At 54.0% G+C, this 14508-nt stretch carries 13 protein-coding genes; 10 read left to right on the forward strand and 3 right to left on the reverse strand.

What is annotated here, in order from left to right; genetic code table 11:
* The first annotated feature begins 677 nt into the window (after window positions 1–677).
* From Enr13x_RS35250 to Enr13x_RS35265, 4 genes are all read left to right on the forward strand, one after another.
* The gene (locus tag Enr13x_RS35250; protein ID WP_145391629.1) at window positions 678–2708 is read left to right on the forward strand and encodes a 2Fe-2S iron-sulfur cluster-binding protein; all 2031 of its coding nucleotides are present in this window, start codon (window positions 678–680) and stop codon (window positions 2706–2708) included.
* Between the two features lie 143 nt (window positions 2709–2851).
* Window positions 2852–3475, forward strand: a complete 624-nt coding sequence (locus Enr13x_RS35255; RefSeq protein ID WP_231743970.1) for a hypothetical protein — start codon at window positions 2852–2854, stop codon at window positions 3473–3475.
* Window positions 3476–3487: 12 nt separating this feature from the next.
* Window positions 3488–4273, forward strand: coding sequence for a multiheme c-type cytochrome (locus tag Enr13x_RS35260; RefSeq protein ID WP_145391631.1), 786 nt, complete (start codon window positions 3488–3490; stop codon window positions 4271–4273).
* Between the two features lie 220 nt (window positions 4274–4493).
* Complete coding sequence (locus Enr13x_RS35265; RefSeq protein ID WP_145391632.1) at window positions 4494–5207, forward strand: hypothetical protein; 714 nt, start codon at window positions 4494–4496, stop codon at window positions 5205–5207.
* A gap of 48 nt (window positions 5208–5255) precedes the next feature.
* On the opposite strand, the gene Enr13x_RS35270 is transcribed toward Enr13x_RS35265, so the two are convergent.
* Window positions 5256–6359 (reverse strand): multicopper oxidase family protein, encoded by a 1104-nt coding sequence (locus tag Enr13x_RS35270; protein WP_231743971.1) that lies wholly within the window; start codon window positions 6357–6359, stop codon window positions 5256–5258.
* A gap of 474 nt (window positions 6360–6833) precedes the next feature.
* Window positions 6834–8177, reverse strand: a complete 1344-nt coding sequence (locus Enr13x_RS35275; RefSeq protein ID WP_145391634.1) for a TolC family protein — start codon at window positions 8175–8177, stop codon at window positions 6834–6836.
* Window positions 8178–8497: 320 nt separating this feature from the next.
* On the opposite strand from Enr13x_RS35275, the gene Enr13x_RS39975 reads away from it, so the two are divergent.
* Window positions 8498–8668: a CBS domain-containing protein gene (locus Enr13x_RS39975; protein ID WP_197455600.1), complete on the forward strand. Its 171-nt coding sequence runs from the start codon at window positions 8498–8500 to the stop codon at window positions 8666–8668.
* Window positions 8658–10340 (forward strand): APC family permease, encoded by a 1683-nt coding sequence (locus Enr13x_RS35285; protein WP_145392866.1) that lies wholly within the window; start codon window positions 8658–8660, stop codon window positions 10338–10340. The genes Enr13x_RS39975 and Enr13x_RS35285 overlap by 11 nt, the downstream gene beginning before the upstream one ends.
* 15 nt (window positions 10341–10355) lie before the next feature.
* On the opposite strand, the gene Enr13x_RS35290 is transcribed toward Enr13x_RS35285, so the two are convergent.
* Window positions 10356–11381 carry an IS630 family transposase gene (locus Enr13x_RS35290; protein ID WP_145385672.1) on the reverse strand — a complete coding sequence of 342 codons (1026 nt, stop codon included), beginning with the start codon at window positions 11379–11381 and terminating at the stop codon, window positions 10356–10358.
* Window positions 11382–11561: 180 nt separating this feature from the next.
* Between Enr13x_RS35290 and Enr13x_RS35295 the strand changes: the two genes are divergently transcribed.
* The 4 genes from Enr13x_RS35295 (at window position 11562) to Enr13x_RS35315 (ending at window position 14438) form a co-directional block, all read left to right on the forward strand.
* Complete coding sequence (locus tag Enr13x_RS35295) at window positions 11562–11768, forward strand: hypothetical protein (RefSeq protein ID WP_231743972.1); 207 nt, start codon at window positions 11562–11564, stop codon at window positions 11766–11768.
* A gap of 84 nt (window positions 11769–11852) precedes the next feature.
* Window positions 11853–12563 (forward strand): cation:proton antiporter domain-containing protein, encoded by a 711-nt coding sequence (locus Enr13x_RS35300; protein ID WP_145391637.1) that lies wholly within the window; start codon window positions 11853–11855, stop codon window positions 12561–12563.
* 343 nt (window positions 12564–12906) lie between these two features.
* Window positions 12907–13827: an ISAzo13 family transposase gene (locus tag Enr13x_RS35310; protein ID WP_231743739.1), complete on the forward strand. Its 921-nt coding sequence runs from the start codon at window positions 12907–12909 to the stop codon at window positions 13825–13827.
* Between the two features lie 44 nt (window positions 13828–13871).
* On the forward strand, window positions 13872–14438 hold the full coding sequence (locus Enr13x_RS35315; protein ID WP_261344218.1) for a cation:proton antiporter domain-containing protein: 567 nt from the start codon (window positions 13872–13874) through the stop codon (window positions 14436–14438).
* Window positions 14439–14508: the final 70 nt, after the last annotated feature.

The raw sequence follows: 14508 nt of genomic DNA on the forward strand, positions 1-14508 counted from the left end.
ACCAGATAGGCGTGGAGATGGACTTGCATGCAAATCGTGAATTTGCGTCACGCGGTAGAGCAGAAAGTTCACCGACTGCAATTCGAGGCTCGATAGTTTGCCGCGATATAGGGCGACGCAATCGAGGGCACACCAACCGCCATGCTGTTTCGCTGAACCTGTCGAGGCAGGAAGGTGTAGCGTGGTGTTGGCACATAATACGTGGGTGGCTGCCTAACAATCGTCCTCGATCGTGGTCGGTAATTGGCGGGCCGATCCACCGGGAAACCATTGTCATCCGACTTCCCCGGCCAGTACGAATCAGGCTGGTCCGCCGTGGCGATCGAAAGCGTAAACAGGAGTGCAAAAACGACGAGCAATGCACGGTTTGGAGTCTTCATCACGGCTCTCCTTGAGTAAAGCGTGAGCAAACGGTTGACGCCAACAACGTGTTCGCGTCTCCAACCCTTTCGATGCTCCATGCCACGCTGTTCTTCATTCAGGGCAGATGATTTTCCTTTACTGGAATGCTTTTGGTTTCATGGCCACGTCGGATTTTGCTGACAAGCCGCGAAAACTCCCGCGAATCGTGAAGATACGTGGAGTTCGGAGCATCCAACGGCATATGGCCGTCTGACGATCTTAGCTGCCCCGTTGCAATACAGACCGCATGCACTGACTATTCGAGGGAAACAGGAATGAAATTGAGCCTTGTCCCAGCATTCGTACTCGGATTGATAGCTCTGACGCCCCTGACAGCGAGCGCACAGATTTCCCCCGAAGAGCATGCCAGCCACCATCCGGAAGAAGCCGCCGCTGACGGAGCCGATTCGGGGATGGGGAAAGGTCCGAAAGGAATGGGCGGCATGGGGAAAGGCGGGCCGCCCGAAGGTGCCGGGCCAGACATGATGGGTGGTGGAGGCGGAATGATGGGAGGAGGCAAAGGCGGTGGCATGATGGGTGGTGGCGGCATGGGCGGCATGATGGAAAAGATGGGTGCGCCCAAACCCAAAGACCTCTATCCTTCGCTGATGGAGTTGCCCGATTTGCCGATGGAGCGTCGCGGCGAACTTGAACAGGAGGCTCACCAGCGGATGATTGCGGGCACGCGAGTGCTCAGTGAAGGCTTTGACCAACTATCGACGTCCGCCGGAAGCGATGATTTTGCCGCGATGCAAGCAGCGACGGACAAAATTCGCGAGGGACTTGGTGACTTCGAGAGTGGTTTGGCTGCGCATCGAGCACTCCGCGAGGGCAAAGCTCCGCGAAACGTTGCCCTGCAGTGGTTCAAGAGCGAGATGAATCTGAGCGACGCAGCTCCGGTGGCATCTTCCAATGCCATGCTGTGGGGGATGACTCCCTTTCATTCCATCGTAATGGCAATCTTAGTGCTCTTTGCCGCCGCAATGATCTGGATGTACTTCTTCAAAATGCGCCGCGCCGCCACGTTGCTCGACAAGCTCGCTGTGGCTGGTGGTGGAGTTGGGAGTGAAGAAGTGGAGGAGCCTGGGAGTCAGGGAGTCAGGGAGAAAGCAACAGTATCCAGCTCCCAATCTCCCCCGCTCCCAGACTCCCCGTCTCCCACCTCCCCATCTCCCTCAAGCGACTGCTGCGATACGGACGATGGCTGCGAAACCGAAACAGCCGCTGAGGAAATCAACACCGGTGGCTTGCTTCCGGTGGCCAAGAAAAAACTCTGCCGCTTGCGCGTCGCCAAGATCATTCAGGAAACCGATGACGTCAAAACCTTTCGTCTGGTAGCCTGTCACGGTGGCGGCATTCCCTTCAGTTACTTGCCCGGTCAGTTCCTAACGTTCACCCTGCCCGTTGCCGAAAAACCGATCAAACGCAGCTATACGATTTCGTCTTCACCCACGCAGGGATACTACTGCGAAGTTACGGTGAAACGTGAAGACAATGGTGCTGGCTCGCGATATCTTCACGATCACGTGAACGTTGGCGATACGCTGGAGGTCAAAGCACCCAGTGGGCGATTCATATTCTCTGGAAAAGAATCAGACCAGATTGTGTTGATCTCCGGAGGCGTCGGGATCACGCCGATGATGAGCATCACACGCGCGCTAACTGACATGGCTTGGCCGGGTGAAATTCATTTCATCGCAGCTTGTCGTGATCCTGAGCACTTCATCTTTGAATCCGAACTCAAACGACTCCACGACGAGTTCGACAATTTGCATGTCCATGTGGCAATGAGTCGGATTGAAAAAGACGCTAACGGGTACACAAGCGGTCGGCTGACCAAAGAAAGGCTAGCCGAATGGGTTCCGAAAATCGCGTCGAAACGCATCCACATTTGTGGTGCGCCTGCGATGATGGAAGCGACCAAGGCAATGCTGTCTGATTTGGGCGTCTCTGCAGAGAACATCCACTCCGAGAATTTCGGTTCGGCTCAAAAGCCGAAAGCAAAAGTCGTCGAGAAGCCGAAAGCTCGCCAGCTGGTAGCGACGGGGGCCAAGGTGACTTTTGCCACGTCGAATAAGTCCACTGCAATGGGGAAAGAAGAAACGATTCTCGAAGCGTCTGAGCGAATTGGTGTCGACATTGACTACTCGTGTCGCGTCGGCACTTGCGGCGAATGTCGCGTGAAGCTGCTCTCAGGGGACGTTTCGATGGAAGTCGACGATGGATTGGAACCGGAGGACAAGCAAGCCGGGATGATCTTGGCGTGTCAGGCGAAATCGAATCAGGATGTGAGCGTGGACGCATAGGGATGAAAGAACGCGAAAAGATAGTCGTCACGGCTCTTGTTATGCTGATGCTTTTGGCATGGCTAGGATTTCCACTGCATCACTCGCATCGCTTTGCCGGAAGTTTTTGGGGCGGCGTCTTTGGCGTTACCGGTGCGGTGCTAATGCTTGTTCCCTTGGCCTACTTGATCATCAAACGCAACAAGAAGCTGAAGCAAGCGGTTACCAAGCATGTCTCCATGCGAACGCTGTTGGCTTGGCACATCTACGCGGGCGTTCTGGGGCCGATTTTGGTGATCGTCCATAGCGGTCACAAGTACGACAGTCCGCTCGGAATTGCGTTGACCGCCATGACCTTGCTGGTCGTTGTCAGCGGATTCATCGGGCGATATTTGATGTCGGGATTCGCCAAAGAGATCAAGGCGAAGAAGGCGATGTTGTCCGATTTGGAAACCGCATACGATCAGAGCGTGGTCGAATTGAGCTCGGACCCTGTGACCACTCGCAGCCTTCGTCCGTTTGCGGGTTTCTTTACCCGTTTATCAGCGAGCTTCTTTCTATCCGAACCGCAGCAAGAGTCTCGCAGGGCAACTCGTGACGCACTGACTTTGGTTCGACTTGCCGAGTCGATCGCGGATGTCGAGTACGCGATCGCAACTCACGAGGATTTCAAAAAATGGTTCGGGAAGTGGCTGAAGTTTCACATTGTGATTTCCTTCGCTCTGTATGGGCTCATGTTCGTTCACGTGTACTACGCGGTCTACTTCGGCTTGCGGTGGTTTGAATAGTAAACGGTTTTCATGAAACGCAATCTAATCATCTTCGTTGTCATCACGACTGTGATTTCAGTGACCTACGCGATGGGGCTGATCCCAACGGCCGCTACCGAATCGGTTTCAAAGGTCCTGCATCATTCCGTCAACCCAGGGACGCTTTCGGCGGCTCACGCGAACTTGGGCGACAACTGCCAAGCCTGCCATACGCCGGTCATGGGTGTGGATACGGTTAAGTGCATCATGTGTCATGCCAACAACGAATCCATCTTGCAACGGCAACCGACTGCATTCCACGCCAGCGTGGGGACGTGCAAGGAGTGTCATCAAGAGCATCGCGGACTCGACGCCAATCTATCCGAGATGGATCACTCGTTGCTGACATCCATCGGCCTCAAAGCGTTGGAGGATGCCGAGCCTGGCAGTGAGGAGCAAGCGGCCCGAATCGGTCTGGCCGACAAACTCAAATTTGCCAACGCACCTCATGAGCGGATCACATTGCAAGAATCAGTGCTTGATTGCAAGTCTTGTCATTCCAACGACGACCAACACCAGGGGTTGTTCGGAAACGATTGTGCGCAGTGCCACGCAACCGATCGTTGGACGATTCCCGAATACAAGCACCCCTCAACCAGTTCGACCGACTGCAACCAATGCCATCAAGCACCGCCGAGCCACTACATGATGCACTTCAAGATGATCTCGGCAAAGGTCGCGGGTAAGCCTCACGCCCGAGTCGAGCAATGTCACCAGTGTCACCAAACGACGAGCTGGAACGATATCAAGCGGGCCGGTTGGTACAAGCATCATTGAGGGAGTGGGAGACCAGGAGATGGGGAGTCTGGGAGAGCTAAAACTCCGTGTCTCCCAGACTCCCGCGTATTCAGCACAAACTCGACATCGGCATCGCCTTGGTTTTGAAGTGTTGGTACTCTTGCGAGACCATTCGTTGGCCCACGTACGTTCGCCTAAGATTGCGTTTCGGTGCCGACTCGCTCGTCAATGCGAAACTGGGATAAAAAGGGAGGCAAGCGTGGACATAGGCGGAAACATCCCAAAGACGATCTATGTGTTTGTTATAAACATGATGTTTCTTTGCAGCGGCTGTGCAAGGCCAATCGGGCAACCGACCCTACCGCCATTTGGACCACCGATTATCGGGCAGCCGATTTCACCGCCCACCGGGCGACCCATTGGACAGCCGATCTCAAATCCGATCGGGCCACCTGTGGATGGAATCTTTTCGCTATCCGGTTCAGCGACCCAACAGGCCACAGTCAGAACGGCTCTGTCACGCTGCACGTTCCCGTTCGACCGTCTAAGACCGGGACTCCAACGGGCGGGACTCCGCTCCATTGACATCTTTTGGGAGCCAACGGATGAAGAGTCGCTGGGATGGGCATCCACCGGCGGCCAAATTGGGATCAGCAATTCCATCGACGGCCTGCAGGCGGAGCGCACTGTGATTCTAGAACTGGGGCATGCTGTGGACTTCTTTTACCTGACTCCGGAAATGCGCAAGTCGATTATCAGGCTCTGGCATCCAGACATCCCCGATAACCACCAGTGGTTCGGTTCCACCGCGTACTGGGACCAAAACGGAGAAGCCTTTAGTACGCTGTTTCTCTGGGCCTTCGCTGACGAAGAGTTGTGGATTGACGCCGGCTATTCACACAAACCTTCGGCCGAGCTTGCGTCTGAGCTGAGGGCAATTTTGCTCCCAGAAACAGTTGTCAATTGGCAGTAAGGCAAACGCCTCCGCAAGCGACGGTTCTGTTGAGCATTGAAAGTGGCGTCACGACTGATGCATTTCGTGCATCGGCATGTTCTTCCCGTGCGGATCCCAGGGTGTACTGGTGTTCGGAGGAATCGGTTCGCCAGTGTTCATCAATTTGTCGTACAGTTCCGGCGGCAATACGCGCAGCACCGAGAAAAGACCTTTGACGCCTTTGTACCAGCCGTCTCGCATCCCATGCGTTTCTCGGCGAGACGTGATCTTTTTCATGTCCTCCATGGTCATTTTCATGGCGTACTCATTGTCGCCCTCTGGCATCGTTTTCATGCCATCCATCTTCATCCCGTCCATGCCCTCCATCTTCATACTGGACATGCCTTTCATGATTTGTGGATAGCCGGGCACTTGGAAGCCAGGATCATTTTCCTTTTGCCGAATGATCGGGCCTACCTGGGAAGTCATGTGGTTCATCATGTGATGGAACATGTGACAATGAAGCACCCAGTCACCAGGATTGTTGGCGATAAACTCGACATCGCGGGACTGTGCCACACCCACGACGACATTGTTGCTGGGAATCCATGCTGAATCGGGAATTCGTCCACCTTCGGTCCCGGTGATCCAAAACGTGTGACCATGCAAATGCATCGGATGCTGGTGCAATGTGCTGAAATTAATGAATCGGATGCGAACCCGTTCGCCCAATTTGCAGACGAGTGGAGTGGTGTAGGGTCCGCTACGACCGTTGAGCGTCAGAAAGTTCCAGTCCATTGCGTTGGAGTTGGGGACCGTTGCGTTGGGCAGGATCGAGAATTGCTGTGCGACCAGGACGAAGTCGCGGTCAACAGCAGGTGTGTGCGCGACCTTCGGGTGGATAATGAATGGCACGACCATACCAACGGCTTCTTGCATCGCGACGTGCGGGTGCAGGAAGTAGCTACCTTCTTGGTGCACGTCAAATTCATACACGAATGTTTCACCGGGCTTGACGTAGTCCTGAGTCACCGCCGGGATGCCGTCCATGCTGACTGGTAATTCGAGTCCGTGAGGATGCAGCGTCGTCTCTTCCGGTAAGTCGTTGCGAAATACGATCCGCACGCGTTCGCCCTGCGTCATCTCCAGGACCGGACCGGGAAAGAGATCGTTGTAGCCATAGGCATCCATCCAAATTCCGGGTAGCAACTCGCGTCGCGCCGGCGTTGCCCGAAGATGGAATTCGCGTGCTCCACGGACCATCTTTCCGCTCATCTTTTGCAAGTCGGGTGCAATCACTTCAACCGCTGGCAGGTTCGGATCGCGGTATCCAGGGACAAGTTTTCCACGATCGGTCGGGCTGCCGATGGGTCCACCCAGTCCAGCCTTCATGCGCGGGAACCCACCACCGCTTTCGTGATCGGCGTGATTCATCTTCATCTGACTGGGAGCGGTTGGCTCTTGGCCAGAGACGGCTCCGGCGGCAAAAAGGCCGGCGGTCGCAGCGGCGCCTTGTGCGAGAAAGTTCCGGCGTTCTTCATTCTTTCTCATCGCTAATCCCTTCGCGTATTTTGTTGATTCAGTGTATGGAAGTTGCCGACCGTAGTTGCCGACCGTAGTTGCCGACCGTAGTTGCCGACCGTAGTTGCCGACCGGGGGCGGCAGTTACCGCGGCTTTGGCACAGCGTCAATATGGCCGCCGCTGATTGGACTTGGTGGAATCGCCAATCCGCCAGTGAGCAGCATTCCTCGAATCGCAACATCACTTTCACGATACATCACAAGGTTGCTGACTTGTTCAACACGTAAGCCAAGATAAAAGCGTTGAGCCATCAGGACGTCGGGCCAAGCCGCTCGACGTGCCTTGTAACTCTCGTGCAGCAGATCATAAGACTGCTTCGCTTTAGGCAGCATGGTCGTCTCATACTGTTGGACATTTTGCCACGCGGTTTGATAAGTCCGGAATTGCGTGGCCAGGCGGTTACGCAGTTCGAGTTCCAAGCGTCGAGCTTCTGCGTGGGCCTGCATCAAGTCAGCTCGTGCTTGCCGCACGGTTCCTTGATTTCGATCAAAAACCGGTAGCGGGATTCCAAGCGAAAAGGATGTTTCCGTCGTATCGGCGACGGAGCTACGAATGCTTCTTACGCTCGCGATAACGTTCGGAATCGGCTCGGCCTGCTCCCGCTGGATGGCAATCTTGTCGTGCTGGATTTTTTGCCACGCCGCTTCCATTTCAGGACTCGATGCCAGCAGTTGTGCAAACGCCGATTCCCAGTCGAGCGGTTCTTCGCCAGGGAGCAGAGAGCCCTGTACTGCCGTTTGCACCTGGTCTGGAACACCCGCCAATGACGTCAAAGTCCGCCACGCATGTGAAAATTCGTTTTCAGCTTGCTGTAGATTCAAACGATCACGCTGAAGTTCGACCTGAGCACGCAACAGTCCCGGTTGATTGGTTTGCCCGAGGTTTAGCATTTCTTCACGCGTCTGCAGGTTGTCTTCTCCATTGGCCACCAACTCTCGATGAATTTCGACCAACCTTTGCGCTGCCAATGTTCGGTAAAACTGTGCCCGAACGTCGTTGATCACCCGTTGCCGTTGGGCACCCATGTTGGTCTCGGCAATCTTCACCCGTTGGCACCATTTCGCGCGACTTAGTCGCAGTTTTCCTCCGGTGACGAATTCCTGTGAAACGAATCCACCGTTCCATGTTTCGTCGCGAGCGTTTCCGATAGCATCGTTCTGTAGCTCGTACCCGACAATGGGATTCAGGTAGAGCCCCGCTTGATACGCCGCACCCCTGGCGGCGCGCACTTGGGCGGTTGCTTGAACCAGCGTGGGATTATTGGAAAGCGCCCAAGCCTCAAGTTCCGGCAATGAAACAGGTTGGTCGGCGGATGCGACATGGACGACTGGTGGCATGATCTGCATGGCGTAGTCGCTCATCGGCTGCTGAGCAAGACTCGTCCCCGCCGTCAGTATCCCGATCAGCGCTAATAGATTTTTATGCATCGCGATTCCTTCGCCAGTGAATTTAGTCCCTTAAGACGAACCATCGGAATGATTACCGTATTCCATTAGTTCAAACGGACCGACCAAGATACATCCCAGGGGTATTCGACAGGGGATCGCTACAACCGTTTCGATGCGTACAAATGGTTAGCGAATGAGTCGTAGGTTCAATTGTGAAACAGAAGCTTTTGAGAACTTCACTTTTCGACTAAATGTCGATTCGCCGTAGGGACGTGTGAAGAATTGCGGGTGCCGGCGCATCTAATCCGTTGAGGCAGACCATGAACAGAAAGCATCCAATCCCAACTGCAGAGTCGATCATGAATCGACATGTTCGGACGTTGACACCTGAAATGAGCTTGCGGGATGTCGTGCGGACACTGAGAACGCAGAATATCTCGTGCGCACCCGTCATCACGCTTGAGGGAACGAAGAAGAAAACGCTCATTGGCTTTTTGTCAGAAGCTAGGGATCACGCCTATGTCGTCTGACACGTGCGGGTGTTGTGGCAAACCGCCTGGCGAATGCGATTGCTGGGAGTTTCCCGGTTGGGGGAAGATCGAGAGGGTCCTTGACCTTCCAAATCAAACCGCCAAGGAAACCGGCAAGAGTCCAACGCGTCTTGGTGTTTGGAAAGCGACCGCGATTTGCGGCAACGACATCACGTCGAGCTGTTTATACGTGTCCGCGTTGGCGGCGTTGTACGCCGGACCACTGGCTCCTCTGGCACTGTTGTTGGTCGCCGGCGTGCTGTTTCTTTTTCGTAGTATCTACGCCGAAGTTGGCAGTGCACTGCCACTGAATGGTGGCACGTACAATGTGCTGCTTAACACGACGACAAAATCGCGAGCCGCACTGGCGGCTTGTTTGACATTACTTTCGTACATCGCAACGGCTGTCATCAGTGGCAGCGAAGCGATGCACTATGCCTCGGAATTTCTGCCGAATCTCAATGTGCTTGGGGCCACCGTGGTCTTGCTGGGCGGATTCGCGGTTCTCAATGTGATGGGCATTTCCGATTCGGCAAGTGTAGCACTAGGCATTTTCGTGTTTCATTTGTGTACGCTGGCCGGGTTGGTTGCGATTGGAGTGATGGCGATCATCGCTGACCCGACAATCTTCGCTGACAACCTCCGCACACCCATGAACCAATGGCCGACGCCACGCTCTGGCGGCATGATGATCGCGTTATTCTTTGGGTTCTCGGCAGCCATGCTCGGCATCAGCGGGTTTGAAAGTTCCGCGAACTACATCGAGGAGCAAAAGCCAGGCGTATTTCCGAAGACGCTGCGTAACATGTGGATCGCAGTAGCGTTTTTCAATCCAGTGATTAGTCTGCTCGCCTTTGCGTTGTTACCGATGTCGGAAATCGCGACATACAAAGAGGCGCTTCTGTCAGAAATGGGGCGACGAGGTGTGATGAGCGTTGGCAGCTTGGAGGCAAACTCCTTTCTGCCGCGGTTGGTTGCCGGCTGGATCAGTCTCGATGCCGTGGTCGTGCTCTCGGGTGCCGTGTTGACAAGCTATGTCGGTGTGACGGGATTGGTTCGGCGAATGAGCATGGACCTGTGTCTGCCACAATTCCTCTTGCTGCAGAATCGTCGGCGTGGCACGAACCATTGGATCATTATTTCGTTCTTTCTACTCTGCTGCTCAATTCTGTTGATTACATCTGGCAAGATCGAAATGCTTGCTGGCGTTTACACACTCTCGTTCCTTTCTGTGATGGCCTTGTTTGCGTTAGGCAATCTGTTGTTGAAAGCGAGGCGTCCTGATCTTAAGCGTGCCACGCAGGCGAAGCGACTGACGGTCGTTATCGCGCTCGGCGGGGTACTGGCGGCACTGGTTGGCAACGTCGTACTAAACCCCGATTATGTTCGTGTGCTTTTGCTCTACTTTGCGGCGGCAGTTTGCATCGTCGCATTGATGTTCGTTCGTAACAAACTGCTCATCCAATCGCTCAAAGTGGCGAAGACGCTTTGTGACCTTCCACCATTGAAACGTTTCAAAGCGGGTCATCAGATTGCGTCGTTGCTTCAGAACGTCCAATGTCGATCAATCATCTTTGTTGCTTCCGAAGGGACTCGCGATGAAATGCGTCGTGCAGCGGATTACGTTCGGCGGAATGAGCAGATGCGAATCCTGAAAGTCGCTTGGTGCTAAGCACGTCAGCACGAGTTATTCGGCATAACTTTCAAGTGATGGCATGTAGGTTACCTCACCGATTTCGCATAGCTTCGTCGTCAGCGTTTGTAACAAGGTTTTGAATCGTTCCCAGGCCGTGGCGGGCATTTGTTGATACTTTAGTTGCCTCCATAGTCGCTCGATCGAATTCAGTTCGGGACTATACGGCGGAAGATGATAAACCAGCAGCCCACGCTCTGCCCAGCGTTCGATCGATGCTTCAAAAGCTCCGCTGGTGTGGCAAGATGCATTGTCGAGGATGACCACCGTTGTTTGGTCAATCGTCTCACAAAAATCATCCATGATTTCAATGACCGTTTGCGTGTTGACGTACCCTTTGTGAAGATAGGTATGGGTGGTTCCATCTTGATGCTCAAAGCCAAGTGCCTGAACCGTCGCCCCATGGGCGCCGGTGACTGGCACATCGGTCCGTTCGCCGATGGGAAGCCATCCGTATGGCACCACGCCCTTAAGCGAAAATCCCGCTTCGTCAAAGTATACGACATCCAGTTCAGGTTCATTGAGCAACTCGGCGAGTTCCTCTTGAGCCAACCGGAAAGCCTTTTCGTCTCGTTTTTTCCGCAGGCTGCGCCGAAACCGCTTCCAGCTCAAATTGAATCGTCGGGCGTAACGACGCAGCGAATGTCGGCTGATCGATTTGCCGGTCCGTGTTCGCAAACGCGACAGGACTGTGGCAGGCCGGGAGGGAAATTGCCGCAACAAATCTTTGAGGATTTGCTCTTCCTGTTCATTGAGCTTCCTCGGTCCGCCTGGTCGCTTTTCGTCCAGCAGGGCGTCTGGTCCGTCTTGTTCAAAGTGTTTGATCCAAGCTCGCACGCTGTCTCTACTGACACTAAGAATATCGACGATCTGCTCAATTTCGTATTGAGCATCGCTCAGAAGAATCGCGTGTGCCCGTATTCGTGTGTAATGGTTTGGATGCTGTTTCCAAAGCTCAATCAGACGGTCACGTTGCTGCTGGTTCGTGATTTTCGCGAAAACGGTTGCAGGTCTTGCCATGGTAAGTCTCCCGTGATTGTCGGGAGGCACCGACCTTGCCAGGCCCGTCCGACGACCGGACAATTAGCTAGCAAAAGAACGAACCGCGCCCATCGTGACAAACCTGCAAAAGCCTTGCCAATTTCCATGAACTACACATGCTCACGTGCTTATGAAGTCGAATCTGAAATACCGCAGGACATGCCACAGATTCGCGAAGAGATCGACAAAGAGTATCGCGACCTTCACATCGACCTGTTGCTGGTACGAGGTAAACTTAGCCCAAGCTTACTCCAGGTGCTGGGGAAGCGAGTGGGTGTACCGTTGAATTACATGTTCATCAGTTCGGCCACGGCGACTTTAGTCGAAGACCTTGCCGACTGGGGTGGCGTTCGCATCGTCGCGTAGTCGATCAACATTGCTAAGTTAGCGTGTTTGTTCGTGATGGGGAATGAATCGTGATGTGTTTGTTTGCGAGAGAAACTATTATCCATGGATACAACCTCCGTCACGACTGTTTCGCTGGCGATCATTCTTTACAGCCTCGTGTCAGCGCGATTGCGGCAGAGCGTCATAACGGCTCCGATTGTCTTTGTTTCATTCGGATTGCTCGTTGGCAATGCCGGATATCGCATGCTCGAATTCCGGCTGGAACATGACGCAATCCATCTGCTGGCGGAATTGACACTGATTGTCGTGCTGTTCACGGATGCGTCTCGTATCGACTTGAAGCTATTTTGCCGTGAACACGATTTGCCTGTTCGCCTGCTAACGATTGGCCTTCCCCTTTGCATATTGATGGGAACGATTGCTGCTTGGTTGTTGTTTCCTGGGTTTGGGTTTTGGCAAGCAGCGGTATTGGCCGCCATTGTTGCTCCAACCGACGCAGCTTTGGCACATGCTGTCGTGACGAACAAGCTGGCGCCGACCCGAATTCGTCAAGCGATTAGCGTCGAAAGTGGATTGAACGACGGGATATGCCTGCCGTTGTTTTTAATCTTCTTGTGTGGTGCGCGTGTCGCTGAACATTTGGAAACGACATCCTATTGGGTTCAGTTCGCCGCGATGCAAATCGGGATCGGACCATTGGTCGGTATCTGCGTCGGGTACATCGGCGGAAAACTGATTGAACGTTCGGCCATTCACAAGTGGATTAGGACCGCCGGAACAATTAGTGTCGCGGGTTTTCGCTGGATGGGGTAGACTTTCCGCGTCTCAATCCACCAGCGAGGGTGCCAAGGATGGCGTTTGTATTCGAAAATCAGCTTGACGATCTGGCTGCCAAGCGAGCAGTCGATTTTTATTCAACCTTGTCCGAAAAGGATCGCCGTCGGTTCGCGGCTGTCGAGGCACAGCGTCTCGGGCGAGGAGGTGTACCGTACATCAGTCAATTACTGGGCTGCTCGACTCGCACCATCGAACGAGGTATCGCTGAGCTCGATCAACTCTCCAATGATCCGGCGAAAGGTAGGATACGGCGGCCAGGTGCTGGACGAAAAAAAAGATCGAAACCGATCCCGACCTCGAAGACAATCTGAACGAACTATTGAGCGTTCGTGTTGGAGGCGATCCTGATGAGCCCGACGTGGTTTACACAAACCTGGCCTCCACTGAAATGGCTGAGAAGGCGGCCGAGGCCGGCACCCCTGTGAGCGACAAGACGGTCTCCGCTTGGCTGAATAGCTTGAAGATCGGTTTTCGAAAAATGATCAAAACTATTTCCGGTGGCTTGTCAGCGGATCGCGAGCAGCAGTTTGATCTCATCGCAGGACATGTGGAGAGCTATCAGGCTGCCGGCAATCCGGTCTTTTCGATCGACACAAAAAGCAAAGAATTCCTGGGCCGTCTTTACCGGGCCGGTCGCATTCGCACCACAGAGCCCATTGAAGCGTTCGACCACGACTTTCCGAGTTGGGCTGATGGCGTTGTGATTCCTCACGGAATCTACGACATCGGACGAAATGCTGGGCACGTCAACATTGGACTCTCTCACGAGACGAGTCGCTTCGCGACCGATAGCCTCAAATGGTACTGGAACCGGATAGGGAAACGTTGTTATCCGGATACCAATTCCATTTTGCTATTGTGCGATTGCGGCGGTAGCAACTCAGCTTCAAAATACATCTTCAAGCACTACCTTCAAAAGTTGGTCGACACGATCGGCATCGAAATTCGGGTAGCCCACTATCCAAGCTACTGTTCAAAATACAATCCGATTGAACGCCGTTTTTTTCCGCATCTTGGACGTGCTTGCTCCGGGATGCTTTTCGATAAGTTGGAAACAGTTGTCAAGTTGATGCGGAACACATCGACTCGGACCGGCCTTCGCACTACGGTCAACGTCTTGCGAGGGTTGTACGAGACGGGTGAGAACGCGACCGCAACAATGAAAGCAGCTCTGCGTACAGTTTTTGACGAACAAATACCGAGATGGAACTATCGATTCTCGCCAATTAACCGACACTAATTGTTCCGGCGGTCCTTAGTCATTCTTTTCTCGAACTGACAACCATCGCTCTAGCATTGGTCGCCTATGGAGCGGCGGAGTCAGTTGGCGGGAACGGCTTTATCGCGGCCTTCTGTGCGGGTCTGACTGTCGGCAACGTCTCGCAACCGATTTGCCGCGCCATCCATGAGTTTGCGGACGCAGAAGGGCAATTGCTCACTCTGCTCGTCTTTCTCTTTTTTGGTGCCGTCCTATTGCCGCAGGCCTACTCGAATCTCACATTTACCGGCATGTTCTTCGCAATTCTGGCGTTGACAGTGATACGGATGTTGCCCGTGGCGATCAGTCTTATCGGTACTCGATTGCGGGGGGACACGCGTTGGTTCATCGGCTGGTTCGGTCCTCGCGGCGTCGCATCGATTGTGTTCGCCTTGGTCCTGCTAAAGGAGTTCGACGTTCCCAACCGGCAAGACATTTTTGCAATCGCGATGGCGACAGTTGCATTGAGTGTCTTCTGCCACGGATTGACCGCATATCCGCTCGCCAAATGGTATGCCATCCGGACCGAGAGAGTGAAGGCAACTAGCCCGACCGCGGAACACTGTCGAGGGACGCTGAAAAGGTACCAGTGAGCCATTATTCTTTTTTTTGCGACCGGGGGAGGAAATCCGTGAAGGAACCGCTCGCCTCGAGCATCAAACG

It is taken from the genome of Stieleria neptunia (genome assembly GCF_007754155.1).
Taxonomy (GTDB): domain Bacteria; phylum Planctomycetota; class Planctomycetia; order Pirellulales; family Pirellulaceae; genus Stieleria; species Stieleria neptunia.